Source organism: Pseudomonas batumici, assembly GCF_036585405.1.
In the GTDB taxonomy this organism is placed as follows: domain Bacteria; phylum Pseudomonadota; class Gammaproteobacteria; order Pseudomonadales; family Pseudomonadaceae; genus Aquipseudomonas; species Aquipseudomonas batumici.
Genome location: NZ_CP144470.1, coordinates 662788 through 686574 on the forward strand (window position 1 = coordinate 662788; position 23787 = coordinate 686574).

20 protein-coding genes and 1 pseudogene are annotated in these 23787 nt (G+C 60.5%); 4 read left to right on the plus strand and 17 right to left on the minus strand.

Features of this window, described 5'->3' with window-relative positions; genetic code table 11:
• Positions 1-79: 79 nt before the first annotated feature.
• From NUH87_RS02655 to NUH87_RS02695, 9 genes and pseudogenes are all read right to left on the minus strand, one after another.
• Positions 80-1015: pseudogene (locus tag NUH87_RS02655) on the minus strand (helix-turn-helix domain-containing protein); the annotation flags it as partial.
• A gap of 27 nt (positions 1016-1042) precedes the next feature.
• On the minus strand, positions 1043-1822 hold the full coding sequence (locus NUH87_RS02660) for a 2-keto-4-pentenoate hydratase (protein WP_338524594.1): 780 nt from the start codon (positions 1820-1822) through the stop codon (positions 1043-1045).
• Positions 1819-3426 carry a bifunctional 3-(3-hydroxy-phenyl)propionate/3-hydroxycinnamic acid hydroxylase gene (locus NUH87_RS02665; RefSeq protein ID WP_338527060.1) on the minus strand — a complete coding sequence of 536 codons (1608 nt, stop codon included), beginning with the start codon at positions 3424-3426 and terminating at the stop codon, positions 1819-1821. Before NUH87_RS02665 ends, NUH87_RS02660 begins: the two co-directional genes overlap by 4 nt.
• Positions 3427-3488: 62 nt before the next feature.
• Positions 3489-4091 carry an amino acid synthesis family protein gene (locus tag NUH87_RS02670; RefSeq protein WP_338524595.1) on the minus strand — a complete coding sequence of 201 codons (603 nt, stop codon included), beginning with the start codon at positions 4089-4091 and terminating at the stop codon, positions 3489-3491.
• A gap of 10 nt (positions 4092-4101) precedes the next feature.
• Positions 4102-4560, minus strand: coding sequence for a VOC family protein (locus tag NUH87_RS02675; protein ID WP_338524596.1), 459 nt, complete (start codon positions 4558-4560; stop codon positions 4102-4104).
• A gap of 11 nt (positions 4561-4571) precedes the next feature.
• Positions 4572-5612, minus strand: coding sequence for a WD40/YVTN/BNR-like repeat-containing protein (locus tag NUH87_RS02680; RefSeq protein ID WP_338524597.1), 1041 nt, complete (start codon positions 5610-5612; stop codon positions 4572-4574).
• Between the two features lie 12 nt (positions 5613-5624).
• Positions 5625-6419: an SDR family NAD(P)-dependent oxidoreductase gene (locus NUH87_RS02685; RefSeq protein WP_338524598.1), complete on the minus strand. Its 795-nt coding sequence runs from the start codon at positions 6417-6419 to the stop codon at positions 5625-5627.
• A gap of 26 nt (positions 6420-6445) precedes the next feature.
• Entirely contained in the window at positions 6446-7936 is a 1491-nt protein-coding gene (locus NUH87_RS02690; protein ID WP_338524599.1) for an aldehyde dehydrogenase family protein, read from the minus strand.
• 11 nt (positions 7937-7947) lie between these two features.
• Complete coding sequence (locus tag NUH87_RS02695; protein WP_338524600.1) at positions 7948-9489, minus strand: acetolactate synthase large subunit; 1542 nt, start codon at positions 9487-9489, stop codon at positions 7948-7950.
• A 245-nt stretch (positions 9490-9734) separates the two neighbouring features.
• On the opposite strand from NUH87_RS02695, the gene NUH87_RS02700 reads away from it, so the two are divergent.
• Entirely contained in the window at positions 9735-10493 is a 759-nt protein-coding gene (locus NUH87_RS02700) for an IclR family transcriptional regulator (protein WP_338524601.1), read from the plus strand.
• A gap of 49 nt (positions 10494-10542) precedes the next feature.
• Here NUH87_RS02700 and NUH87_RS02705 read toward each other — a convergent pair whose 3' ends face one another.
• From NUH87_RS02705 to NUH87_RS02715, 3 genes are all read right to left on the minus strand, one after another.
• On the minus strand, positions 10543-11868 hold the full coding sequence (locus NUH87_RS02705; protein ID WP_338524602.1) for a hypothetical protein: 1326 nt from the start codon (positions 11866-11868) through the stop codon (positions 10543-10545).
• A 42-nt stretch (positions 11869-11910) separates the two neighbouring features.
• The gene (locus NUH87_RS02710; protein ID WP_338524603.1) at positions 11911-13359 is read right to left on the minus strand and encodes an APC family permease; all 1449 of its coding nucleotides are present in this window, start codon (positions 13357-13359) and stop codon (positions 11911-11913) included.
• Positions 13360-13629: 270 nt separating this feature from the next.
• On the minus strand, positions 13630-14604 hold the full coding sequence (locus tag NUH87_RS02715) for a helix-turn-helix domain-containing protein (RefSeq protein ID WP_338524604.1): 975 nt from the start codon (positions 14602-14604) through the stop codon (positions 13630-13632).
• A 218-nt stretch (positions 14605-14822) separates the two neighbouring features.
• Between NUH87_RS02715 and NUH87_RS02720 the strand changes: the two genes are divergently transcribed.
• The 3 genes from NUH87_RS02720 (at position 14823) to NUH87_RS02730 (ending at position 18367) form a co-directional block, all read left to right on the plus strand.
• A complete protein-coding gene (locus NUH87_RS02720; RefSeq protein ID WP_338524605.1) occupies positions 14823-16199 on the plus strand; it encodes an aspartate aminotransferase family protein in 1377 nt (458 codons plus the stop codon).
• 43 nt (positions 16200-16242) lie between these two features.
• Positions 16243-17697: an aldehyde dehydrogenase family protein gene (locus tag NUH87_RS02725; RefSeq protein WP_338524606.1), complete on the plus strand. Its 1455-nt coding sequence runs from the start codon at positions 16243-16245 to the stop codon at positions 17695-17697.
• Positions 17698-17803: 106 nt separating this feature from the next.
• Positions 17804-18367 carry a cytochrome b gene (locus NUH87_RS02730; protein WP_338524607.1) on the plus strand — a complete coding sequence of 188 codons (564 nt, stop codon included), beginning with the start codon at positions 17804-17806 and terminating at the stop codon, positions 18365-18367.
• 62 nt (positions 18368-18429) lie between these two features.
• On the opposite strand, the gene NUH87_RS02735 is transcribed toward NUH87_RS02730, so the two are convergent.
• The 5 genes from NUH87_RS02735 to NUH87_RS02755 are packed head-to-tail and all read right to left on the minus strand — an operon-like array spanning position 18430 to position 23180.
• Positions 18430-19773: an NtaA/DmoA family FMN-dependent monooxygenase gene (locus tag NUH87_RS02735; RefSeq protein ID WP_338524608.1), complete on the minus strand. Its 1344-nt coding sequence runs from the start codon at positions 19771-19773 to the stop codon at positions 18430-18432.
• A 54-nt stretch (positions 19774-19827) separates the two neighbouring features.
• Positions 19828-20733 carry an ABC transporter substrate-binding protein gene (locus tag NUH87_RS02740; RefSeq protein ID WP_338524609.1) on the minus strand — a complete coding sequence of 302 codons (906 nt, stop codon included), beginning with the start codon at positions 20731-20733 and terminating at the stop codon, positions 19828-19830.
• A 55-nt stretch (positions 20734-20788) separates the two neighbouring features.
• Positions 20789-21472 (minus strand): ABC transporter permease, encoded by a 684-nt coding sequence (locus NUH87_RS02745; RefSeq protein WP_338524610.1) that lies wholly within the window; start codon positions 21470-21472, stop codon positions 20789-20791.
• Complete coding sequence (locus NUH87_RS02750; RefSeq protein WP_338524611.1) at positions 21472-22101, minus strand: ABC transporter permease; 630 nt, start codon at positions 22099-22101, stop codon at positions 21472-21474. The genes NUH87_RS02745 and NUH87_RS02750 overlap by 1 nt, the downstream gene beginning before the upstream one ends.
• Positions 22098-23180 (minus strand): ABC transporter ATP-binding protein, encoded by a 1083-nt coding sequence (locus tag NUH87_RS02755; protein WP_338524612.1) that lies wholly within the window; start codon positions 23178-23180, stop codon positions 22098-22100. Before NUH87_RS02755 ends, NUH87_RS02750 begins: the two co-directional genes overlap by 4 nt.
• Positions 23181-23787: the final 607 nt, after the last annotated feature.

The following is a 23787-nucleotide window of genomic DNA, read 5'->3' on the forward strand; positions in this document are numbered from 1 at the left end:
TGCCTGCCCAGGCCTGGGCGATCCGCGCCTGCTCAAAGACCGGCCAGGTCGCTCGGCTATCGGACCGTGAAACGATCGCCATCGCCCTGGGCGTTTCGGACGGTGACTCGCCAAACAATTGCCGATAATGCGCGGCAAAGTGGCTCAGATGAAAAAAGCCCATCGCCACCGCGATTTCACCGATGTTGTGGGTGCAGGCAGAGGTTGTGATCAAGCGCCGTCGCACTGCGTTGAGGCGCAGATTGCGCAGGTATTCGACCGGACGCATTCCGGTCACCGCCTGAAAACTGTTTTGCAGGGTCCGGCGACTCACCCGCAGCTGTTCGCACAGGTCGAGAATGCTCAGGGGTGTATCACCACTGGCATCGATCAACTCCTGACAGCGCTTGACCAGGTAAGCACTCACGGCGAAATTACCGCGACGACAACGGGCCTCATCGGTGGCGTGGCTGAACAAATCGAGGAACGCGCCGAGCAGCTCTTCCTCCAGCATTTTCTCAGCGGTTGAGTTGATAGCGTCCGTCTGTTTCAGAAAATGGCTAAACAGGGGCTGAATACGCTGACGTATTCGCAACAGCAACGCGTCATCTACGCTGAGTTGGGATGTGCTCTTCAGGCGCTTGAGCTGATCGCTGGACAACTCGAAGGCCGCCAGTTTGGCAAAGCGTACAGTGTCGACGTTGAACGCGAAGAAGTGCATGCCTTCAGGTGCGTGCAACACAAACTCCTCGCCGTCGCGCAACAGCACCACGCTGTGAGTGCCCACCTGCTGCCCCTGCACCACCGGCGCGCTGCCTAAAGACATGGCCGCGCACAGCCGGCCTTTCGGCGCATAGCCGCGCTGCACCACACGTTTGTCCAGGACTTCCTGGAAAATCTGAAAGCGCTCGGCGGACAACTGCCGCAGCTCACTGGTCAGGCAGCCACGGCCGAGTTGGTCATACACTTGCCGCCAGCCCTGGATGGCGCCGGCGTGTTGTTGCGGGTCATGGAAGGTTCGAGCTTCAGCGAGCATGGTTGTCGTTCCTCGGTGACCCAACATTCACACAGGGGCGGCGCCCGCCGTGAAAACCAGCGCCAGTTGCGTGCCAAACATATGCAGGCGGTACGTGGTGGGCTGGATGTTCATCGGCGGCAACAGCGCCCCGGACAGCACGACCTGCCCCGCCTCCACCCGTTGACCGTCGGCCAGCAGGCGCCGAATCAGCCAGCAAAGATTGGCCAGCGGGCTGTCCTCCCGATCGCGCGTATCACCGCTACAGCAGAGCGCGCCCTCGCACTCCAGGCGATACGCTACGCTGACGTGCTGTACAGGATCGAAAGGGATGCGCGCTCCGAGGCAATAAAGCCCCGCCGCCGCGTTATCGGCAAGAAAGGCCCCCACTCCGAAATCCCAACCCTGCCAACGGCAGTCGGCGATTTCGAACGCCGGTGCGACCTCACCGATGGCTGCCAGAATATCCTCGTCACGGTAGTCCCCCGGCCCCAGGGCACGCCCCAGCACAAAGGCCAATTCGATCTCCAGCTTGGGCTGGATCAAGCGCGAGAACGCCACCGCAGTATCCGGCTCGACGATCATGGTATCCGTCAGGCCGCCATACACCGGTTCGTCAAGGCCAAAGCGTTTTTGTGCGGCGCTGCCGGCGAAGGCGACCTTCCACCCGCTCAGTTGCTCGCCTGCGGCCAGGCGCCGCTCCAGCGCCTGGCGCTGCAGCGCATACCCCGCAAGCCGATCTATCGCCTCGGGGGCCAGTGGCGCAATGGCTTGCGCCGCGTGCGTCGCCTGATGCAGCCGGCTCAGTACCGCGTTGCCGCTGTTCATGACAGTTGCTCCGCCAGCTTGCACAGCACACCATCAAGCCTCTCTGGTGTGGTAACGGCGGCGACAAACCGGTCCGGACGCACCACTACGATGCAGTCACGCACCCTGGAGAACCATTCCCCCAGGCGATTATCCACGTCCTCCACACTGATGGCGTCCACGGCCGTCAACGGCTGGTGACGGCCGAGGCCACTGCGCGAACGATTGACCTGAATAAAACGCGTGTCCCAGCGCGCCCAATAAGTGGCCATTTCATCGCTGAGTGGCTCGCGCGGGTTCACCCGATACCCCAGCACCGCATAGGAACTGCCAAGCACATCATCCAGGCGACGACGCTGCCCCCGGGCGTCTTCGACATACGGCTGTACAAACAGCTGGCCGACCAGATCGTCCTCGCGCAACTCGGCACGCTCGTGATGGACCAACCCCTTGGTGATGGTGGCCTTGGGTTTGAATTTGAACTCCAGCAGGTGCGAGCGCAGGTCGTCGACACTGTTCACCGCCTGGAACAACCAGTCGCGCACGCCGGCCATCAGCGGGTTGGTCAACCCCAGCACCGCGCCCATGTTGTCGGCCAGGGCCACCAGTTCGGTGGCATGCCCACGGCGCTCCTGATCGTAGCTGGCGAGGATCGAGGGCGAGGCGCGGCCCTGGATGATTGCCGCCAGCTTCCAGGCCACGTTGGCCACGTCCCTCAGTCCGGAATTGAGGCCCTGCCCGGCCCAGGGTGGAGAAATATGCGCGGCATCGCCCACCAGCGCCACACGCCCTTCGACGAACCGCACCGCGACCCGGGAGTGATGGGTATAGGCACGGATGCGGATGATGTTCAACTGATCAACCGCGCTGCCGATATGTCCACGGATCAAGTCGCGAATGGTGCCCTCGTCGCACATCCTCGACTCATCTTCGCCCTCCAGGAGCATGAATTCCCAGCGCCGTTGCTGGTACGGCAGATAGATGCACACGAAGGGCCGTTGCGGGTCGGCATGCAGTGCGGTGTAGGGTGCATCGAGGGTGTCATTGGCCGTATCGACCACCACCCATTTGCGCGGATGTGTCAGCCCCGACAGCTCGATACCGAGCTTTTTACGCACCGTGGAGCGTCCGCCATCGGCGCCGATCACATAGTCAGCCCGCAGTTGATAAGTCTCGCCCTGGGCATCGCGCACCTGCAATGTCACGCCCTGCCCGTCCTGCTCGAGTTCGAGCATCTCATGGCCTTGACGCAACACCACGCCGGCACGCTGCCCCAGGGTTTCGCGCAACGTGCCTTCCAGCAACTGCTGCATGAAAATATTGCGCATTGGCCAGCCGTAATGGGCGGTGCTCGGCTTGACCTCGGCGAAACAGACACCGCGAGCGTTGTAATACCGCAGCGGTACATCGCAGATCATGTCGCGCACGGCGAGTTCGGCGATGCCGATCCCCTGCAGCACGCGCAGTGCTTCATCATCCATGCCCACCGCGCGCGGGTAAGGCAGTACGCCGTCGGCAAGCTCGAGGACGACGCAGTCGATACCGTACATCCCCAAATAGTGCGCAGCCGTGATCCCGTTAGGGCCGCCACCAACAATGACAACCGGGGTCTTCTCCTGCTTCATCGCCATTCACCGCTTTCTTGTTGTGGTTTTAATCCGACGCCGCCAAAGCCATACGCCTGAAATCAGTGCAGCCCATCCATACCTTTGACGTCCGCCGCCTGCAGACCACCCAGCCGTGCATGCAAGCGCCCGCGCGTGGCGAAGGCCCAGATCACGATCACCTCATCCGGCGCGGGGCTGTCGCCAAACATCAGGGACATGCTGTCGTAATGAGAGCGCACATAAAGTGCATCCTTGTGGGCCAACGGCACATCAATGGTTGAACCCGGGCCGCCCCGTTTGCCGGTGGACGGCACCCAGGACTTGCCGCCGCCCAGCGCCAGGCGCACCGGATCGGCAGCCGGGTTGGTCAGGAACGCATTGCCGTGTTCGTACTCACCCTGGCTGCCCACCAGGCAAGCTTTGCCATAGCTGACAATATTCCGCGAGCCGGCCAGCGCCTGGATACGCCGACCGAACTCCTCGCCCAACTGCGGCGACGGTTCCACCAGTTCTGTCAGCGACTCGCTGTAGCGACCGGCATAGGGGTTGGCGATCACGGCGGCGACGGCATATTTGAACAGCGGCTCGCCATCGGCCAACTGGCCAGTTTCGTTGGCCAGGGTTTCTTCGACAAAGCTGTACCACTTGCGGATGTGATACGTGGCAAAATTCGCGGTTTTCATAAGGGTTGCCTCAAAGCGGGTCTAGTGGGTCCAGATTGAAATGTCGGCTTGGCGCGCCAGCGGCCTTGAACCGGGACTTACCGCGCGCATCGTCGTGTTCGGTCTCAAGGAAAAATTCCATGCGATTACCGTCTGGGTCGTTGAAATACACACCATGGCCGATTTCGTGATCGGTGATCTTCACCACCTCGACGCCCTTGCCCAGCAACATGCCGTAGAGCTGGCGCAAGGTGGTCATGTCCCCGGCGATTTCCAATCCATAGTGTTGCAACCCCAGCCCACCCTGATGGGCGCCAGGCTCTGCACGAATCAAGGCGATGTCGTGATGTTTGCTGCCAAACGCCATCATGACCCAGCGTTCGCCCCGGGCACTTTCATGCATGCCCAGGATGTCGGCGTACCAGCGTGCCGACACATCGGGATCACTGACCCAGAGCGACAAGTGAGTACGCAGGATCTCGATTTTCATCGCGTGATACCTCAGCTCTGTTTGACGACGGATTGATGCCCTGCCTTGATCTGCGCCACTGCGGGGGTCCAGAGCACATCAGCGATCTCACTGAGTTCCCGCCACTGTTTCTGCCAGCCTTCACCGCCATTCTCGGAAGTGAACAAGTGCCCATACTTGGTTCCCGCAACCACCTGCCGCGGGTTTGCCGGGTTGAAGGCAATGGCCCAGACGCACGAATTGGGTTGTTGCGGCAGGGGCAGCACTTCCCAGCTGAGCGCGGCATCACGGGAAACCAGGATCTTGCTGGTGGTGCCGGGCGTGCCATCGGAAATACTCAGGTACAGGTCGCTTTGCGTGCCCAACGGCGCGTTCATGGCGCGCATGTAGTACAGGCCGAACGCTTCTCGACCGATAATGCCGGTCCAGGTCAGCCCTTCATCCAGGCTGCGGTAGACGGCGTTGACGCAGACCACCACGATGACTTTGCGGCCATGATTGGGCAGTACCAGAATGTTGTGGACGTCCGAGTTGTAGTCCCACAGCAGCCGGTCATCGACGCGCGTCCAACTGTCGCCGCCGTCACGGGAATGGAATAACCCACCCTCTTCAAGGCCGAACCATAGCTGGTTGCGGTCGGTCGGGTCATAGGCGAAAGCCAGCAGCCGTGGGCGGCTGACCCCCTCGCAGAACTCCGGGATCTCCACCGGCGCACGATCCCAACTGATACCACCATCCAGGGTCCGCCACAGTACGGCGCGCGAAGGTGCACCGGTGCCGACGAAAATCCGTTGTGCGTCCTGGGGATCGACGGCGACTTTCCAGACCGTCTGCCCGTTGAACGGCGAATCGACCCGTTGCCAATGGCCACCGGTGTCGCGGCTGACACACAAACCCACATCCGTGCCGGCGTAGATCACCTCAGGCTCGCCAGGGTGCACACTCAAGGATCGTGTGATCGCGTCGAACTCGAGATCCTGCCCCAGGCCCAGGCGATGCCAGGTACGGCCAGCGTCGGCACTGCGGATCACCGCCTGCCCTACGGTGGCAACCAAAAGGGTTCCGCTACTCATCGCTGTTGCTCCTCAGATGAAGATGCCACGGGTCAAACCGCCGTCGATGCCGATGGATTCGCCGGTCACTGCACCGGCCTTGGGCGATGCCAGGAAACCAATCAGCCAGCCCATTTCAATCGGTGCCAGGGTGCGGCGAATCGGCGTCGCGTCGATGTAGCCCTGCTCGACCTGTTCCGCGGTCTTGCCTTGCTTGACCCCTTCGCGCTCGTACAGCTCCTGGATGTGCGGGGTGTCCACCACGCCGGGGTGAATCAGATTGACCGTGATGCCCGAAGGGCCCAACTGGTCGGAGAGGGTTTTGGTCATGTGGGCGATCGCCAGGTTGCGCATCCCCGAGAGGACTTTGCTGCTGCGCCCGGTGAGGCCGCCGATGTTGATGATGCGACCGAAGCCGAGGGCCTTCATGTGCGGGGTAACGGCCTTGGCGCAACGGAAGTAGCCGATCACCTTGGTGTTGAGATCCGACAGCAGTTCGTCGTCGCCGGCCTGTTCGATGTCATTGCGCACCACTCCGGACGGCGCTGCGGCACCGTTGACCAGGATGTCGATGCGGCCGAAGTGTTTGTGCGCCGCTTCAACCATGTCAGACACCGCCGACATCTGATTGGTATCACAGTACAGCGGCAGTACTTCGTTGCCGGTCTGTGCGCTGATCTCTTCGGCAGCCTGCTGGAGAAACTCCATGCGGCGGGCGCAGATCACCACCTTGCAGCCCTCCTCGGAGAGAAAACGTGCGACTTCCTTGCCGATACCCATACCGCCGCCGGTGACGATGGCCACGCGGCCTTTCAATTCCAGATCCATAGCACTTCCTCTTGTGATTGTTCGGTTCAGGCCAGATCGACGAAGACGCTCTTGGTCTCGGTGTAGGCATCGATCACGTTTTTACCCATTTCCCGGCCCCAGCCGGACTGCTTGTAGCCGCCGAACGGCGAAGCCGCATCGACCACGTTCCAGCAGTTGATCCAGACCGAACCCGCCTTGAGCTGCGCCGCCACGCGGTGCGCCGAGCGCAGGTCGCGGGTCCACAGGCCGGCCGCGAGGCCATAGGGCGAATCGTTGGCGCGCAGCACCAGGTCATCGATTTCTGTCCAGCTCATGACGGTCAGCACCGGACCGAAGATCTCTTCGCGGGCGACACAGGCACGCTCGGCGCGATCAAGGAACACGCTGGGCGCAATGAAGTGGCCGCGCTCCAGGTGGGCGGGACGGTCGCCACCGCAGATCAGTTCGGCCCCCTCCTCCTGACCCCGTTGCAGGTAACCCTTGACCGTGTTCAATTGGCGGCCGGACACCAGCGGCCCCATGCTGCTGGCCGGGTCCAGGCCGTTACCGAGCACGTGGGCGGCGGCATGACGCTCAAGTTCTTCCAGTACCTGATCAAGCACACTAGCGTGCACGTATAGCCTCGAGGCAGCCGTGCACACCTGGCCCTGGTTGTAGAAGATGCCATCGGCCGCGCCTTTGGCGGCGCGCACGATGTCGGCGTCCGGCAAGATGATGTTCGGCGACTTGCCCCCCAGTTCCAGCGAGACCTTTTTCATGTTGCTGGTGGCCGCCTGGGCGATCAGCCGGCCGACCTGGGTCGAGCCGGTAAAGGCGATCTTGTCCACGTCGGGATGCTGCGCCAGCGGCGCGCCCGTTTCAGCGCCAAGGCCGGTGATCAGGTTGACCACCCCCGGTGGAAACCCGGCGGCCTCGATCAACTGCACCAGTCGAATCGCGACCAGCGGCGTTTGCTCGGCGGGCTTGAGCACCGCGACACAACCTGTCGCCAGCGCTGGGCCAAGCTTCCACACGCACATGTTCAATGGAAAGTTCCACGGAACGATCAGCGCGCACACGCCCACCGCCTCACGCAAGGTGTAGTTGAGCATGGGGGCGCCGCTGGCCGGCGATACGGGCAGCGTGCTGCCTTCGATCTTGGTCGGCCAGCCGGCGAAGTAACGGATGATGGTCGCCGCGCTGGCCGCTTCACCCCGAGCGGCTGAGATGGGCTTGCCATTCTCCAGCGTGATCAGCTGCGCCAGCTCCTCGCGGTGCTGATCCAGCAGGTCCGCCAGCCGAAACAGCAGCAGACCGCGCTGGGCGGGAGACTGCAGTGCCCAGGCGCCGTTGAACGCCGCGCGGGCTGCCGCAACGGCCGCATCCACATCGCGGGCGTCCCCCTGGGCCACTTCCGCCAGGGTTTCTTCAGTCGCCGGGTTCTCCACGGCAAACCGCCGGCCAGCGGCGGCTTCCTGCCAACTGCCACTGATAAACAGGCGTCCGGGCTGAGACAGAAAGTGTTGCACTGCGGGTAGCACTTCGAACGGTTTCATCATCGACTCCTTCACAACGCCATTTCGATCAGGCAAGGACCACCATCGGCTTTGGCATTGGCCAGCGCCCGTTGCAGTTCGGCATTGGTCAGCACCGTGCAGGCCGGCACGCCGTAGCCCTTGGCCAGGGCTTTCCAGTCAATCCGCGGACTATCGAGCACCGTCAGGCGCAGGGCTTGCGGCCCCATTTCGGTCATGCCGAAGCGGCGCAGTTCGTTCTGCAAAATGGCGTAGCGATGGTTGGCGGCAATCAGGATCACCACCGGTAACTGCTCGCGAGCGATGCTCCACAGGGTTTGAATGGTGTACTGGGCACTGCCGTCGGATTGCAGGCAGAACACGCGATTGCCCCGCTCCGCCAAGGCCGCGCCGAACCCCACCGGAATACCCTGGCCAATCGCGCCACCGGTATTGGTCAACACCCGATGCCGCGCGGCGCGGGCGGAGGCGGTAAAAAACGTATAGCCGCAGGTGCCGCCTTCCACGGAGACAATGCTGTCGTCCGGCAGCGATGCGGCCAACACCTGGCCGATGGACTGAGGGGTGAGCTCGGCATGGCCGGGCGGCAGTTCGATGCCCAACGGCGTCGGCACATAGGCCGGCGCATCGAGGGCATCGGCCAGCGCCGTCAGCGCACCGGCTACGTCATCACCGACATCGGCCAACGCCAGCAGACGCTCGCGCTCCGCGAGGCGCGACGGTATGCCTTCGTAGCCGAAATAACTGATGGGCTCCGGCACCCCGGCACACACGACCTGGTCGTACTGCTCGAGGATTTCAATGGCCACTTCCGGGAAATACGGCAGGCGATCCAGGTCCGGTAAACCACCGCCACGGTAGCTGAGCCGTGGAAAGGTCTCGGCAAACAAGCGCACCCCAGGCAGTTGCGCCAGGCGCCCCGCTGCTTCCAGACCGGCGACCGACAGCCCCTCGTCCCCGACGATAAACACCAGGCGTTGCCCGTCACGCAGTGCCTGCGCCACCGTCTCGACCCGGTCGCCGGCAAACCGGCGAACCGGCGCCCGCATCGGGGCGAACACACCGTTGTGCGTCACCGCGTTGGCTTGCAGGTCCATGGGTAGAATCAGGCTGGCGATCTGCCCTTTGGCCTGCCAGGCCGCCCGCACCGCTTCCTGCAGATCCTCGCCGATACCCGACGCCGTGCGTGAGGTGCGCACCCAACCGGAAACAGCCCCGGCCAAGGCCTGGATGTCACTGGCCAGCGGCGGATCGTAATTGACATGCCATGACGCGTGGTCGCCGATCACATTGACGATGGGGGTATTGGCACGACGCGCGTTGTGCAGGTTGGCGATGCCATTGGCAAACCCCGGCCCCAGATGCGTCAGGGTCATCGCCGGCTTGCCGGCAATCCGGCCATACCCATCCGCCGCCCCCGTGCACACCCCTTCGAACAACGACAACACCGGCTTGAGTGCAGGTGCGCTGGCCATGGCCGCCACCAATGGAATTTCGGTGGTTCCGGGGTTGGCGAAGCAGTATTCGATACCGCTTGCCGCTGCCGCCTTCACTATCAGTTGCGCACCATTCATTTTCAGCCCTCTTGCTTGAGCACTCCAGTGATGAGATTTATCGCACACTGATACGCATCAAACAAGGCTTTTATCTACAAATATCTCGTATATTGAGATTTTAACGATTTTATCTTGTTGGAAAATGCAGTCCAGATTGCGTTTTTCTTTCACTGAGGTAGTGTTGCGGCAGCGTTTGGCGCTCCTGCAGGCTGCCTGGTCAACGCCGAAACGAAACAAGTGCCGCCCCCTTCTTTAGGAACGAAATGAGCAGTCTGAGCAAATTACTGAGTGTCCTGGACCTGTTCGGTCCACAGACGTTGAAGATCGACCCCGACACCATTGCCGAGCGCATGGGCCTGTCACGTGCAACCGTGTACCGTTACGTCAAGGATCTGTGTGACGCCGGCCTGCTGACCCGTGTGGACGCCGGCAGTTACGGCCTGGGGCCGCGTGTCATCGAACTGGACTGGATGATGCGTCAGTACGACCCTATTCTCCTTGCCGGGCGCGAGTTGATGCACGAGCTGTCCGCGCAAACGGGTCTGGCCGTATTTGCCAGCGTTTTTTATGACGGTCGCATCATCAACACCTACATCGCCGAACCCACCGACACCTACCAATTTGCGTTCGGACGCGGGCAGCCGCTGCCGTTTTTTCGCGGCGCGCAATCCAAGGTATTGATCGCCTTTCAGAAAGGCCGCCGTTTGCAGCGCTTGTTCGACGAACATATGGCCAACGACCCGGACTGCCCCTATGACTGGTCAGCGTTCTCCAAGGCCACGAAAAAGATCCGTAAGGACGGTTACTGCCTCACCCATGATGAACTCAACCTGGGCCTGACCGGCATCGCCGCGCCCATCATCCAAGCGGACATCGATGAAGTGGTCGGCAGCCTGTCCGCCGTCGGCAGCACGCAGAGCTTCAAGCTGCTGCGCCAGGAAACAGTGATCGAAATGGTCGTCGACACCACTCGGCGCATCGCCGAGAACATGCGCAATCAGTCGAACACCAGCGTGCCCTAGCCCATGGATAAGCCGCCGGTCCCTGAGCGTGGACGCGGCGGATGTGCGGTCAGAACGGAACAGCCACCGTCAATTGGCTGTACAGGTTGGTACCATTGCCGCCGACTTGATTGCCGCCCGTGGTTGAGTCCTGCTTGGGTTTGTAGAGGCCAATCAGCGGGGTCATGATCAAGTGCGGGTTGACTGCCCACTCGGCATAGACATCCAGCTCGCGGGCATTGAGGTTCAGCGCATTGCTTTTGCGCACCGTGTCGAAATCGAAGTACAACGCGCCCAGGGTCAGGTTTTCCAGCGGGACTGCCTTCAGTCCGACGTGCTGAATGCGGGTGTTGCTGTTGAACGGTCCGGCGAAGTTGCCCGCGACTTCGCCCTGTAGCCAGGTGCCGTAGCCCGTGCTCAAGCCGGTGAACAGCGAATCCCACTTCTGTGAATAGCGGGTATAGCGATAGGTCACCTTGGGCGTCCAGACGGTATCGGCGAAGGTGTAGCCCGCTTCGCCGTACCAGGCTTTCTCCGGCCCGGTGCCCTTGTCCTGCCAGGCGTATTCGAACGCCAGGCTGACGTTCCTGATGCCAGCATTCCCTTCACCGCGCACACTGTAGACGTTCATGCCTTTGCGCTGGCGTTGAAAGTCACTGGCCCATCGATCGTTCACATCGATGCCGTGTATCCAGGTCAACCCCAGCGTGCCCGGCTGGGTGGTGTAATCCAGCGTGCCGGCGGCCAGTTCGGTTTCAGCCTGGGCGCGGTTGTCGGACTTGAGCCACAGCAGGCTGCCGTGCAGGCCATCCTGGCCGCCCAGGCGCAAAAAGGCGGTTTGGTCGAACGCATGCCGTGCAGCCAGGTAATAGGCCCCACCACGGTTCATGGTGCCATTGGCCGGCCCCTTGCCAAGGTTCGGTCCGTCATCGTTGATCAGGAACCCTCGGCCCAATTTGACCACCTGGCGCCCGCCGGAAATATCGACACCGTCCTTGCCCAACGCTGGAAACAGGTTGCCGGAGCGCCAGCCCAGGTAGGCGTCTTCTGTCTTCGTTGTGCGCTCGGTACCCAGGGTATTGCCGGCCGGGTCGCCGTCGCCCCAGGTGGCGGAACTGACCAGGGCGAATGCCCCATACGCGGTTCCATTGCCTGCCAAGGCCTGGTCGCCACTCAATCCGTACTTGATGAAACCTTCGCGCCAGGTAGACCCCCCGGGTGTGCCATCGTAGTTCTTGCGACTGTTGAACAGGCCGAACACAGCCGTCATGTCTGCGTTGAGGTGACGGTTCTCATCACTGTACAACTCATAGGCCTGGGCCGGACTCATGGCGCAGAGCACCAATGTGCGCACAAGCGTGCTACCGAAAACCGGACGACATGATGGATACCGCATGACTCAAGCTCCTCCTGGTGCGCTTTTAAAATGAGTACTGCCTTAAAGCTTGTGGCTGCCCAATGCCAGGTACCGTTCCGGCGACGCCTTGCGAAGTCGAGCCGCCAGGAACACACCACCCAGCAGGGCTGCGGGAACGATAGCGCAGAGGCTGTATGACAAGGCCATGCTGGCGCCCGTCAGTACATCGAAATGCACCACCGCGAGTACCAGGACTGCCAACAGGGCAATGCAAGAGAAACCGGGGAAAATCCGCCCACGCCAGATCCCGAGCTTGAGCTCGGGGTGGCTCCGGAAAAACACGAACACCGCTGCGGAAGTGAGCGCCATCAGCAAAATCACGCAAAGCGTGGCCAAGTTGGACAGCCAGGCAAACAGCTGCAGGATCGGATCGGCATCCATGGCGGCGAACACCAGCACGACCACGGCAGAGATAAGGCTCTGCAACGCCGACCCCATATGGGGACTCTGGTGGATGCGATGGGTAGTACCCAGCTGGCGCGGCAACAGGCCGTCACGCCCAATGGCATAGAAGTAACGCGCCGCGGCGTTATGAAACGCCAGCAGGCCGGCATAGATACTCACCATGAACAGCACCCGGATAATCTGAGTCAGATACGGGCCGACAAAGTGGTCGGACATGCCATAAATAAAGGTCGTCGGGTCCTGCAAGGCCTGCAGCGTGGGCACGATTTTATCCGCCCCTACACCCACCACCATCGACCACACCGACAGCGCGTAGAAACCACCGATCAGCAACACCGAGCAGTAGGTGGCAATCGGGATGGTACGTTGCGGGTTCTTGGCCTCTTCGCCGTAAATAGTCGTGGCCTCGAAGCCGATAAACGCCGCGAAGCAGAACAGCAAACCGATTGACGGTGTGCCGCTGAACACATGGCTGCGGTCGAACGCATCAAGGTTGATGCCGCTGTCACCGCCGGATCTGAGGATGGAAAAATCCAGGATCAGGATCGCCAGGTACTCGGCAATCACCACCACCGACAGTACCCGCGCCGACAGGTCTATCTTGCGATACCCCAGAATCGCAACGCTCGCCATCGCCATCAGCGAGTAGGACCACCATGGCAACACCAGGCCGAACATGCTTGCCATGGTGCCGCTGACGACCCCGCCGAACATGCCATACAGCCCGACCTGAAGAATGTTATAGGCGAACATCGCCAACACCCCGGCCGCGCCGCCGGCCAGGCCACCCAGACCACGGGAGGTGAACGCATAAAAGCCGCCGGCATTGGTCAGGTGTCGGGACATGGCGGTATAGCCCACCGAAAACGCCAGCAACACCAGCAAAGCCAGGATCAGCAACGCCGGTGTGCCGGCGCCATTGCCCAGCATGATGCCAATGGGAAAACCACCGGCGATGACACTTAACGGGCTCGCCGCCGAAACCACGAAGAAGATGATGAAACCGACACCCAGGGCACCACGCTTCAACTCCGTCGAGCTGTTGATCGGGATAGATACGCTCATGTTCTTGACCTTATTGTATGAGGCAGTCGCGGTAGGATCGGTGCAGTGAACCGCTCACTGTCACCGAATAGCTGATTGTTCTGGTCGCACGCTGGATTCGATCCTATGCCTGCCCCTGGACGCCCCGTTATCCCAAATCGGTAACATCCGAGACCTCGCCGCAAACCCGTCAAGGCCACTCGCAGCCATGGCGAACCACCCGCAACGACGGGTTGGCCATTTCCGGGGTTGAGCTGACGGGTGACCGTTGCGTTCTTTTGGGGCGGGTGTTCAGGCGCGAGCGCAATCGGTGATGGCGGCGCGGGCGGTATGGGACGGCAACTCCGCGAACAGCTCCTGGTACTCTGCCGCAAAATGGCTGAGGTGATAGAAGCCCCATTGGGCAGCGGCATCGCCGATCGAGAGATGCGACGCGCGGGTGGACATCAAGGTCCGGCGTACACCGTTGAGCCTCACGGAGCGCAAGTAGTTCAGCGGCGTCGTCTCGGCAACTGAGCGAAAACTGTTCTGCAAGGTACGCCGACTCACCTGGAGTCGCTGGCACAACTCGATCACGCTGGGTGCGTTGATCATCTCCGCGGTCGCCAGACGGTGGCATTTCTCGACAATGAAGCTGCGCGTGGAGCTTGCGCTACGTTGTTGCTTGTCGCAGGCCGGATCGGTCATGAGTTGCAGCAACTCGCCGAGCATGGCCTGTTCCAGCGCCAGCTCCCGTTCCCGATCTCGTGCGCTGTCGAGTTCTTCATGCTCCAGGGCCTGGGAGAACATCGCCAGCAATCGGCGACGCGCATCGGCGAAGCGCTGCGTGGAAACCCGGATCACCGGCTGACGCAGCAACAGGCTGACCTCCTTTGCCGATGCCGTTTGCGCCAACGCCTGCTCGAACAATTCACGTTCGAAGGTGATGGACAGCAACTCCATGCCCATCGGCATATGGAACATGAACTCCTCGCCACCGTGAAGAAAGAACAGGCTGCTGTCGTCCACCTCCCGCCCCTGCATCCGAATCGAACCCGGGACGGTGATCGGCACGGCAAAGCACATCTTGCCTCGGGGTGCCACACCGTGCTGCACGACACGCTGGTTGATCTGCTCGCGAAAGACGTGGCAACCCGCAGTCGACAGTTGCATGAGCGAACTCTCGGCCGAGCCTGCGGTTAACTGACTGTAGTCCTGGCTCCACTCCTGGACGGTGGCCGCATGGACATGGACGTCTCGAAAATGGCTGATCTTCTGGTTTCTCATGATGTCGAAAGCCTCTGCCAGTATTCTTGTTTTCAGATTGCCTTCCCATGCGATATTCGCACCACATGGGAGAAATCCTGCAGAATTTCCTGTGGAACTGTCAATTCTCTGGAAGGTGCGCTCAGGGCGGTCCATCCATGTGCCAATTCGGGCTACCGGCCACGGACACGCCACGGAGATGATCGGCGCACTTAAGCCGACATCCCAGAGAGACCATCATGACTGAAGCCAAACTTGAATCCCTCCACTTCGCCGATGCCCCGCGGATTACCTCCAGCGCACTTCCCGGCCCCATGACCCGCGAGGCCCTGGCGTTGTCGGCGCGTACCGAGTCGATGGCGCGCGGCGGCGGGCGCATGCCGGTGGCCATGGACCGTGCCTTCGGCGCGACCTTCAAGGACCCCGATGGCAACACCTACATCGACCTGTCCGCCGGCGTGGGCGTCAGTAGCGTAGGCCGCTGCCACCCGAAGGTGGTGCAAGCGATCCGCGAACAGTCCGAAGTGCTGATGCATGCCCTGGAGGTCAACAGCACCCGGCGCACCGAACTGGCAGCCAAGCTCTCCGAGATCGCGCCCGACGGCTTGCGTGGCGACTGCATCACCTTCTTCACGCAAAGCGGCAGTGATGCGCTGGAAGCGGCCATCAAGTTCGCCAAGCGCATCACCGGGCGGCACCAGATCATCGCCTTCCATGGTGGCTACCACGGCGTGTGGAACGCCTCGGGTTCCCTGACGACAGGCACGGCCTACCGCAAGGGTTACGGTGCCCAGATGGGTGGCGTCATTCACGCCCCCTACCCTTACGCCTACCGTTTCCCCTTCGACACCACTCACAAAAGCGCCGAGCAGATCGCCGGCGAGTACGTGGACTACCTGTTGAACACCCCCTACACCGCCGCCGATGACGTGGCCGCTGTGATCGTGGAACCGGTGCAGGGCGAAGGCGGCTACGTGCCCCCCTCTCCGGAGTTCCTCCAGTTGTTGCGCAAGGCTTGCGACCGCAGCGGCACGCTGCTGATCGTCGATGAAGTGCAGTCCGGTGCAGGGCGTACCGGCAAGATGTGGGCGGTCGAGCACTCGGGCGTAAAGCCAGACATGCTCACCTTCGGCAAGGGTATCGGCAGCGACCTGCCGATGGCGGGCCTGATCATGCGTTCGGACCTGGCGGCCGCGATTCCTGACGGATCGATGCCCAATACCTTCGCCGCCAACTCGTTGTCCGCGGCAGTGGCGCTGACCAACATCAGCATCCTGCAGGACCCGGAGCTCGATCTGCTCAACCGCGCTCACACGCTGGGGCTGGAGGCGCAGGAACGTATCCGTGGTTTCAACAGCCCGTTCGTCGGTGAAGTACGCGGTCGCGGCCTGATGATCGGTATCGAGCTGATCGAAGACCCGACCAGCAAGGCGCCCCTGGAGCCCCACAAGATCGGCCAGCTCATGGGCTACCTGCTGAACCACGGCGTGCTGATGATTCCCTGCGGTCGCTACAGCAACGTGATGCGGGTCATGCCCTCGCTGACGATCTCGCGCTCGCTGTTCTTCAAGGCGCTGGACATCTTCGGCGACGCCCTGGCCTCCCTCGAGGCTTGACGTGTGCATACCCGACCACTCCACATGCCTCATGGACCCCAAAATGACTGAGCACTTGAATCACTTCATCGAAGGCGCCTCCTTCGAAGCCTCCGACGGTCGTCGCATAGCCCTCGTCAACCCCGTGACAGAACAGGTGTACGGCAGCTCCGCGCGCGGTACGGCTGAGGACGTTGACCGTGCGGTGGGGGCCGCGCACCGCCAACTCGAGCATGGCGCCTGGAGCCAGCTTGACGGCGCCCAGCGCGGTCGACTGCTGTTGAAACTGGCTGACCTGGTAGAACGCGACACCGAGCTGCTGGCTGATCTGGACGCCAACGCCATCGGTCGCTCACCGGTCGAACCGCGCCGGATGGACGTACCCAATGCGGTCGCCAACCTGCGCGCCGCCGCCGGCTGGGCCAACCAGCTCGAGGGGCGGACCATTCCCACCGGCGGCTACTTCGGTACCAAGACGCTCTCGTACACGGTTCGGGAGCCGGTGGGCGTGGTCGGTGCGATCGTTCCCTGGAACTCGCCGCTGATGATCACCGTCTGGAAGCTTGCCGCTTTGCTGGCAGCAGGCTGCACCGTGGTCATCAAGCCTTCGGAAGAGACGCCGCAGTCTGCCCTGCACCTGGCGGCGCTGGCTCAGGAAGCGGGCTTCCCCGACGGTGTGATCAACGTGGTCACCGGCTACGGCAACGAGGTGGGTCGCGCCTTGTGCGAACACCCGCACGTCGCCAAGATCAGCTTCACCGGCAGCCCCGAGGCTGGACGCGAGATCCAGCGCACCGCCGGGGTGCTTTTCAAGCGCGTGGCACTGGAACTGGGCGGGAAGAGTCCACAGATTGTCTTCGACGATGCCCCCTTCGACGACGCGCTGCGCGGCTGCGCGCTCGGCCTGTTCGTCAACCAGGGGCAGGTCTGTGCAGCTGGCTCGCGCATCCTGGTACAACGTGGCATCGCCGATCGCTTCGCCGCGGCGCTTGCCGATGCCGCGCGCGCAGTCGCGGTGGGCGACCCTCGGGAGTCCGGCGTACAGATGGGACCGGTGGCCAAGAAAGCGCAATTCGATCGCGTCAACCGTTACATCCAACTGGGCATCGAACAAGGCGCCTCCCTGCTGGCCGGCGGTGAACCGACGCCTGAGCGGGGCTGGTTTGTCCGGCCGACTATCTTCGCCAACGCCAACAACGACATGGCGATCGCCCGGGACGAGATCTTCGGCCCCGTCGGCGCGGTGATTCCTTTCGACAGCGAAGATGAGGCTGTCGCACTGGCCAACGACTCCAAATACGGCCTGGCGGCCACGGTCTGGACAACCGACCTGGTGCGAGCGCACCGTGTCGCCGCTGCGATGAAGGCCGGTGCCGTGGGCGTCAACTGCTGGAGCCCGCTGGACGCCAACCTGCCCTGGGGCGGAGTCAAGACCAGCGGCATTGGACGTGAAGGCGGGTTTGGCGGCGCGATGGCCTACACCGAGGAGAAGGTGATCACTGTGCTGCTGCCCACCTGAGAACAATCCCAGACCTGACCGAACCACCCTCCAAGCCTTGTGTCGTAGAGGGTGGACGTTCAAAAGCGCGTCCCTGATGCCTTTGATAATCAATGGAGAGACTACGATGAACCCGACAGATCAACAGACAACCGATCGGTATCCGACGTCCCTGCGAATGTTGCACTGGGTGCGCGCCGCGCTCATCGCAGGCCTCCTCTGGGCAGGCTGGCATATGACCGGTCTGAATGACGAAGTGGCGAGCAAGTACGAGCTCTATTACCCATGGCACAAATCCTTTGGGGTGCTGGCGTTCCTGGTGGTCCTGACTCAGATCGCCCTGCGTTTGCGGACCCCCGGGCTTCCGCAGCCGCTGGAAACACTGGAGAGGTATGAGCGGTTTTTATCAAGACTTGCGCAGCGGGCCATGTATGCGCTGCTCGTGGTCGTGCCGTTGATGGGTTACTCGATGTCGAGCACCTACACGATGAGCGACGGGGTTTTCTTTTTCGGGGTCAACCTCCCGGAGCTCCTGGCGAAAAATGACGATTGGTTCGTCGTCTTCCAATGGCTGCACAAAGTACTCGCCTATACCCTGCTCGGGCTGATCCTGTTGCATCTCGCAGGCGCCCTCAAGCACCGGTTTTACGACCAGGATCCTCAACGCGACGTCCTGCGCCGCATGCTGTGATTTGATGAGGCGTTGGCGCAAGACGTCAACGCCTTCGGCCTCAAACTCCTGGTTAGTAGGATTTACAAACCACCGCACTCCACGGCGAAGCTGTTGCTTGGCGTCTTCAAACCCAACCTGTCCCTCAAGGTGCCGGGCTCATAGGCTTGGCGAAACACACCGCGCTGCTGCAGCAACGGCACGACGCTGGCCGTAAAGCGCTCGAAATCCGTGGGCAAGAACGGGAACATCAGGTTGTAGCCATCCACCGCATTGGCTTCATACAGCTCGGAAAGTTGCGCCGCAACCTGCTCGGCCGTCCCAATCACCAACCAGGTGCTGGAGCTCTTGACCAACTGTCGGCCAATATCGCGGATAGACATCGAGGGATCATATTTCTTGATAATCGCCAGTTCCGTGCGGATACCGTCGAACTCCGACTCATCTGGCAATGGCGGTAACGGCTCGTCAGGAGACAACCCATTCAGGTTCAGGCGGGTGTAACTCGAGACGAGATCGATGGCCATCGCATCGATGACCAGGCTGTCCACCAATTGCTGACGTCGCTCGGCCTCGGTCTCATTTTCAAGCACCACGGGCAGGACCCCGGCGATAATTTTCAGGTCACCTGGGGCGCGGCCATGCAAGGCAAGCCGACGGTTGAGGTCAGCTCTATAGGTCAGCCCTTCGTCCACGGAATTGATAAAACAGAAATGTACGTCCGCGTGGGCCGCCGCCAGGTTTCTGCCCGCTTCGGATGAGCCGGCTTGGGCCAGTATCGGATGGCCTTGAGGGGAACGAGGCACATTCAACGGGCCACGCACCGTGAAATGCTCACCTTGGTGATGAATGGCGTGGACTTTGGCGACATCCGCAAAGTCGCCGGTGGACTTGTTGAACAGCAGTGCGCCCTCTTCCCACGAGTCCCAAAGCCGTTTGACCACGGCAATGAACTCATGGGCCCGCTGATAACGATCACCGTGTTTGGGTACGCCGCCTCCCCCAAAATTGGCAGCCTCCTCCTCCAGCCAGGACGTCACGACATTCCAACTGGCCCGCCCGCCACTGAGATGATCCAGCGAAGCAAAATAGCGCGATATATTGAACGGATCGTTATAGGACGTGGAAGCCGTCGCCATCAGGCCGATCGAATGGGTGACGGCTGCCAATGCCGATAGCAATGTAATGGGCTCCAAGCGTGGATTGGCATAGTGTTTCAAGCCACTGTCCACCGAATCCCAGACCGCGACATGGTCGGCAACGAACACGGCATCAAACTGTGCGGCCTCGGCCTGCTGCACCAGCTTTACGTAATAAGGCAGCGAGAATATTTCCATGGTCGGCGCCTCCGGGTGGCGCCAGGAAAAACGATAGTCGCCCTGCGGATTAAAGAAGAACAAGTTAAGAATCATACTTTTCTTGGGCATGGTAGGCTCATGATCGGCTACAGGCTTAATATTCAGTAGGGTTTACGCACTCGGTTAATGCGCGACGACATGCTCGGCAACCCATTGTTCTGCTACTTTCGCCGGGTCTTTGTGATCGATATCGACCTGGAGATTCAACTTTTTGAGTTCATCGCTGTTGAGTTGGGCCGATAGGCTGTTGAGCGCCTTGGAAATCTCTGGCGTCAGTACCGACTTGCGGATTAACGGCGTGATGTTCTGCAGCGGTTGTTGATGGCGGTCATCCTGCAGCACAACCCAATCTTCCTTGGCCAATATGCCCTGCGTGGACACTACTGTTGCCACGTCGATGGCGCCGGAGTTGAGTGCCAGGCGCGACAGTGGCCCGCCCATGTCGAGGGATTTCACGGTTTTGAAATCAATGCCGTAAACAGCCTTCAACCCTGGCAACCCCAGCGCCGCCGTAGTCACTTCCGGCGGCCCACCCAGGGTCAGTTTGGCCGAGACCGGTGCCAGGTCGGACAGTGTGGCAAGGCCATATTTGTCCGCGGTCTTCCTGGTGACCGCCCACGCGGTGGTAGAACCCGCCGTCGAAGGTTCGAGCAGTTGCAGGTCTTGCGGCAGCTTCTGATGCAACGCCTCGACGATCGCCGTCTCAGTGGTCGCGGTGGTCTTGTCATCGTAGAAACTCAGCAGTGATCCCAGGTATTCAGGAACGACGTCCACATCGCCGTTTTCCAGTGCTTTGGAAATGATCTGGCGATTACCCAGGTTAAGCCGGGTTTGCACGTCGAACCCGTCCTTGCGCAGCGCAGAGGCATAGATATTGGCGAGAATGGATTGCTCGGAAAAGTTGGCGCCGCCCACCGTGACTGTTGTCGCGCTGGCCGCAGCGCTGGCGGCAAACAGACCGATGCCAAGTACCAGCGATACCGAATTATGGGCAAGCGAATGCGAATAACGATTCTTGAGAGTCATCATCTTTGGGGTTCCTGATTGATAAAGCGTATTGAGGGTTATTGCAAAACGCTGAGGGTTAGTTGATGTTCATGCTGTGCTGTCCTGGTCTGATGGTTTTAACCATTCGCCTTTCGATGTTGGAACATGCCCATTCACTGGCGATGGCCAGTGCGGAAACCAGAACAGCCCCCGCCATGATCTGCGGGATGTCATTGCGACCGAGCCCGTCAATCAGGAACCGCCCCAACCCGCCGAATCCGGCATAAGCGGCAATGGTTGCCGTGGCGATCAACTGCACCAGTGCTGTTCGAAACCCTGCGAGAATCAGCGCAAACGCCAGGGGCAGTTCTAACTGGATAAACGTCTGCCAGCGCCGCATGCCCATCGCCGCCGCCGCGTTTTTCAGGGACGAGTCGACCTGGCTGATACCAACAATGGTATTGGTCAATATGGGCGGTATGCTCATGACCACCAATGCCAGGATGACCGTGGCCGGGTCATAGCCGATGAGCATGATGGCAAGTATCACCACGCCCAGTGACGGCAATGCGCGGCCTATATTGAAGATCCCGATGGCCAGTTGCGCGCCCTGACGATAATTGGCGATCAGGATACCCAGCGGAAGTGCGATCAAACTGGCGATGACGATACTCAAGGAGACATAACCGAGGTGCTCCGCCAGCCTCGTCAGTATGCCATCGTCACCCCGCCAGTGATCGGCGCGAACAAACCAGCCGTAGAGTGATTGAAACACGTCCATTAGCGCACCCAGGGAACTAGAGATTTTTCGATTGCATAGAACGCGATGTCCAGAGACAACGCCAACACCACGGTCAGTAGCAGGCTGATAATGACCGGGGTCGGGAAACTCAGTGTCAGCCCGGTGACCAGTAACTGACCCAGGCCACCCTGCCCTATGATCGCGGTCACCGTGACCAGTCCGACCAAGGTCACTGCCGTCGTACGCAGCCCGGCCAGGATCGATGGCATTGCCAGTGGTATTTCGACGGTAAGAAAAACTTGCAAGCGCGTGTAACCTAACGCTCGCGCCTCTTCCAATACATCGGTGGGATTGCTGGCGAGTCCGGCCAGGATGTTCTGCAACATGATCAGCAATGAATACAGGCTGAGGCCAATGACCGACGTGGCTTTGGACAACCCCGTCAGGGGGATCAGCAAGATGAACAAGGCCAAGGACGGGATGGTAAACAGGACCCCGCTGATATAAACAAGAGGCCGTGCCAGTGCAGGACGCCATTGTGTGATCAGGACCATCAGGCAGGCCACTAAAGCGCCTATCAACATCGACAATGCAACCAGCTGGACATGATCGATCAACAGGCCGGTGATCGACTGCCAGTTATCCTCAATCCATGCTCCGTCAATCATCGGGGGCTCCCGATACGGCTATGATTCAGTGCCTGGTAAAGGTTGCGGGTCGAGAGGCAACCGACATACTTACCTTGCTCGTCGACTCGGACAATGACGCCATTCGGTGTCTTGAGCATTTTAAGCAAGGCGTGATGCAGGGTATCGTTGCTCGACACCAGGGTAAGTTCGGGGGCCGCCATAGGTGAGCCACTGACCCAGGTCAGAGGCTCGGAATTCTCATTGAGCAACAGTTTGAGTTCAGCGCCAGCAGGCTCATCCTCACTCAGTACGATCGAGACATTTTCAGTGTCGGCCACGTCGCCAAGGGCTTGCAGTTCGCCCACTTTCATCAGCGCCAGCCTTTTTAATGACGGGTCGTTGCCGACAAAACGCTGCACAAAGGCGTTTTTTGGATGTGCCAGGATGTTTTTCGGCGTATCAAACTGAACCAGCTTCCCCTCCTCCTCGAATACCGCTATCCGGTCACCCAGTTTGATGGCCTCCTCCATGTCGTGCGTGACGAGAATGATGGTCTTGCGCAAGCGTCTTTGCAGTGCGATCAATTCGTCCTGCAAGCGTTCGCGGATAACCGGATCAAGCGCGGCGAATGGTTCGTCCATGAGGATGACCGGTGGGTCTGACGCCAACGCCCTGGCGAGCGCGACGCGACTTTGCTGACCGCCGGAAAGCTGATTGGGATAACGCTGCAAAATCTCCGGTTGTAGGCCGACCAATGAAATCAGTTCGCTCACCCGTTGTTGAATGGTCGCGGCATCCCACTTCAACAACCGCGGCACCGTGCCGATATTGGCGGCCACCGTCTGGTGAGGAAACAACGCAGCGTTCTGCATCATGAAACCAATGCCACGGCGCAAGGCAACGACATCAATGTCGTCCGTAACGGTCCCGTTTATGCTGATCCGGCCATCATCTTGAGCATCCAACCGGTTGATCATTCGCAAGATGGTCGTTTTACCGCAACCACTTGGGCCGACAAACACACAGATTTCACCCTGTTCGATCTCCAGGTCAAGGTGACTCACGGCCGGAGTGGTTCTGCCTTTATGGAATTTGCGGACAGCATCAAAACGTATCATTGGCAGGTTCCAGATATAACGAAATACAAAGACACTAGTGGCGACTCATCGACGATATACCGAGCGTCATCCACGATGATCAATCAGTCTGTGATTGCGTTGAGTTCAAACGTTTCAGTTCGTGCCTCTTTTATTCCACGCACCCGGTTTTCCTACACGAAGCCAAAGTCTTCGCCACAAAAAAAACGGAAGTACGGGCGTGCCAAGCTCAGGGCAAGCACGTCAGCCGACAGCAGATAGAAACTGTTTATATTGAATCGCCGACAGACGCCGGCTCACATCGCGTAGAGGAGAAACGCCAAACCCTCGCCAATAGCACTGCAGGTTTCACTATTGGCCTGACAACGAACAGGTTGTGCGATTAAGAGGAGAGAAAATATGGAAACACCGCTCCAACTCTTGCCCAGGTTGTCGGTGCTTTGCTGATGGATAGCGTTACTGGGCATAGTCGGACCTATAGATAAGATTAAACAGATCCGGCTGTCCGGTTCAGTAAAATTATCATAGGGGCTAATTCTGTCAAAGAATAAATTAGCACATTCTTATATCTGATACCCCATGAGCCTTGCACATGGGGCACCCACCAAAGAAACATCGTTAAAAGCGT

What these genes read in the sequence shown, in the direction of transcription:
- NUH87_RS02695 (WP_338524600.1), bottom strand. Translation starts at nt 9,489, where the DNA reads ATGAATGGTGCGCAACTGATAGTGAAGGCGGCAGCGGCAAGCGGTATC.
- NUH87_RS02750 (WP_338524611.1), bottom strand. Translation starts at nt 22,101, where the DNA reads ATGATTGACGGAGCATGGATTGAGGATAACTGGCAGTCGATCACCGGC.
- NUH87_RS02745 (WP_338524610.1), bottom strand. Translation starts at nt 21,472, where the DNA reads ATGGACGTGTTTCAATCACTCTACGGCTGGTTTGTTCGCGCCGATCAC.
- NUH87_RS02670 (WP_338524595.1), bottom strand. Translation starts at nt 4,091, where the DNA reads ATGAAAACCGCGAATTTTGCCACGTATCACATCCGCAAGTGGTACAGC.
- NUH87_RS02700 (WP_338524601.1), top strand. Translation starts at nt 9,735, where the DNA reads ATGAGCAGTCTGAGCAAATTACTGAGTGTCCTGGACCTGTTCGGTCCA.
- NUH87_RS02720 (WP_338524605.1), top strand. Translation starts at nt 14,823, where the DNA reads ATGACTGAAGCCAAACTTGAATCCCTCCACTTCGCCGATGCCCCGCGG.
- NUH87_RS02705 (WP_338524602.1), bottom strand. Translation starts at nt 11,868, where the DNA reads ATGCGGTATCCATCATGTCGTCCGGTTTTCGGTAGCACGCTTGTGCGC.
- NUH87_RS02735 (WP_338524608.1), bottom strand. Translation starts at nt 19,773, where the DNA reads ATGCCCAAGAAAAGTATGATTCTTAACTTGTTCTTCTTTAATCCGCAG.
- NUH87_RS02690 (WP_338524599.1), bottom strand. Translation starts at nt 7,936, where the DNA reads ATGAAACCGTTCGAAGTGCTACCCGCAGTGCAACACTTTCTGTCTCAG.
- NUH87_RS02755 (WP_338524612.1), bottom strand. Translation starts at nt 23,180, where the DNA reads ATGATACGTTTTGATGCTGTCCGCAAATTCCATAAAGGCAGAACCACT.
- NUH87_RS02665 (WP_338527060.1), bottom strand. Translation starts at nt 3,426, where the DNA reads ATGAAGCAGGAGAAGACCCCGGTTGTCATTGTTGGTGGCGGCCCTAAC.
- NUH87_RS02710 (WP_338524603.1), bottom strand. Translation starts at nt 13,359, where the DNA reads ATGAGCGTATCTATCCCGATCAACAGCTCGACGGAGTTGAAGCGTGGT.
- NUH87_RS02685 (WP_338524598.1), bottom strand. Translation starts at nt 6,419, where the DNA reads ATGGATCTGGAATTGAAAGGCCGCGTGGCCATCGTCACCGGCGGCGGT.
- NUH87_RS02740 (WP_338524609.1), bottom strand. Translation starts at nt 20,733, where the DNA reads ATGATGACTCTCAAGAATCGTTATTCGCATTCGCTTGCCCATAATTCG.
- NUH87_RS02715 (WP_338524604.1), bottom strand. Translation starts at nt 14,604, where the DNA reads ATGAGAAACCAGAAGATCAGCCATTTTCGAGACGTCCATGTCCATGCG.
- NUH87_RS02660 (WP_338524594.1), bottom strand. Translation starts at nt 1,822, where the DNA reads ATGAACAGCGGCAACGCGGTACTGAGCCGGCTGCATCAGGCGACGCAC.
- NUH87_RS02680 (WP_338524597.1), bottom strand. Translation starts at nt 5,612, where the DNA reads ATGAGTAGCGGAACCCTTTTGGTTGCCACCGTAGGGCAGGCGGTGATC.
- NUH87_RS02725 (WP_338524606.1), top strand. Translation starts at nt 16,243, where the DNA reads ATGACTGAGCACTTGAATCACTTCATCGAAGGCGCCTCCTTCGAAGCC.
- NUH87_RS02730 (WP_338524607.1), top strand. Translation starts at nt 17,804, where the DNA reads ATGAACCCGACAGATCAACAGACAACCGATCGGTATCCGACGTCCCTG.
- NUH87_RS02675 (WP_338524596.1), bottom strand. Translation starts at nt 4,560, where the DNA reads ATGAAAATCGAGATCCTGCGTACTCACTTGTCGCTCTGGGTCAGTGAT.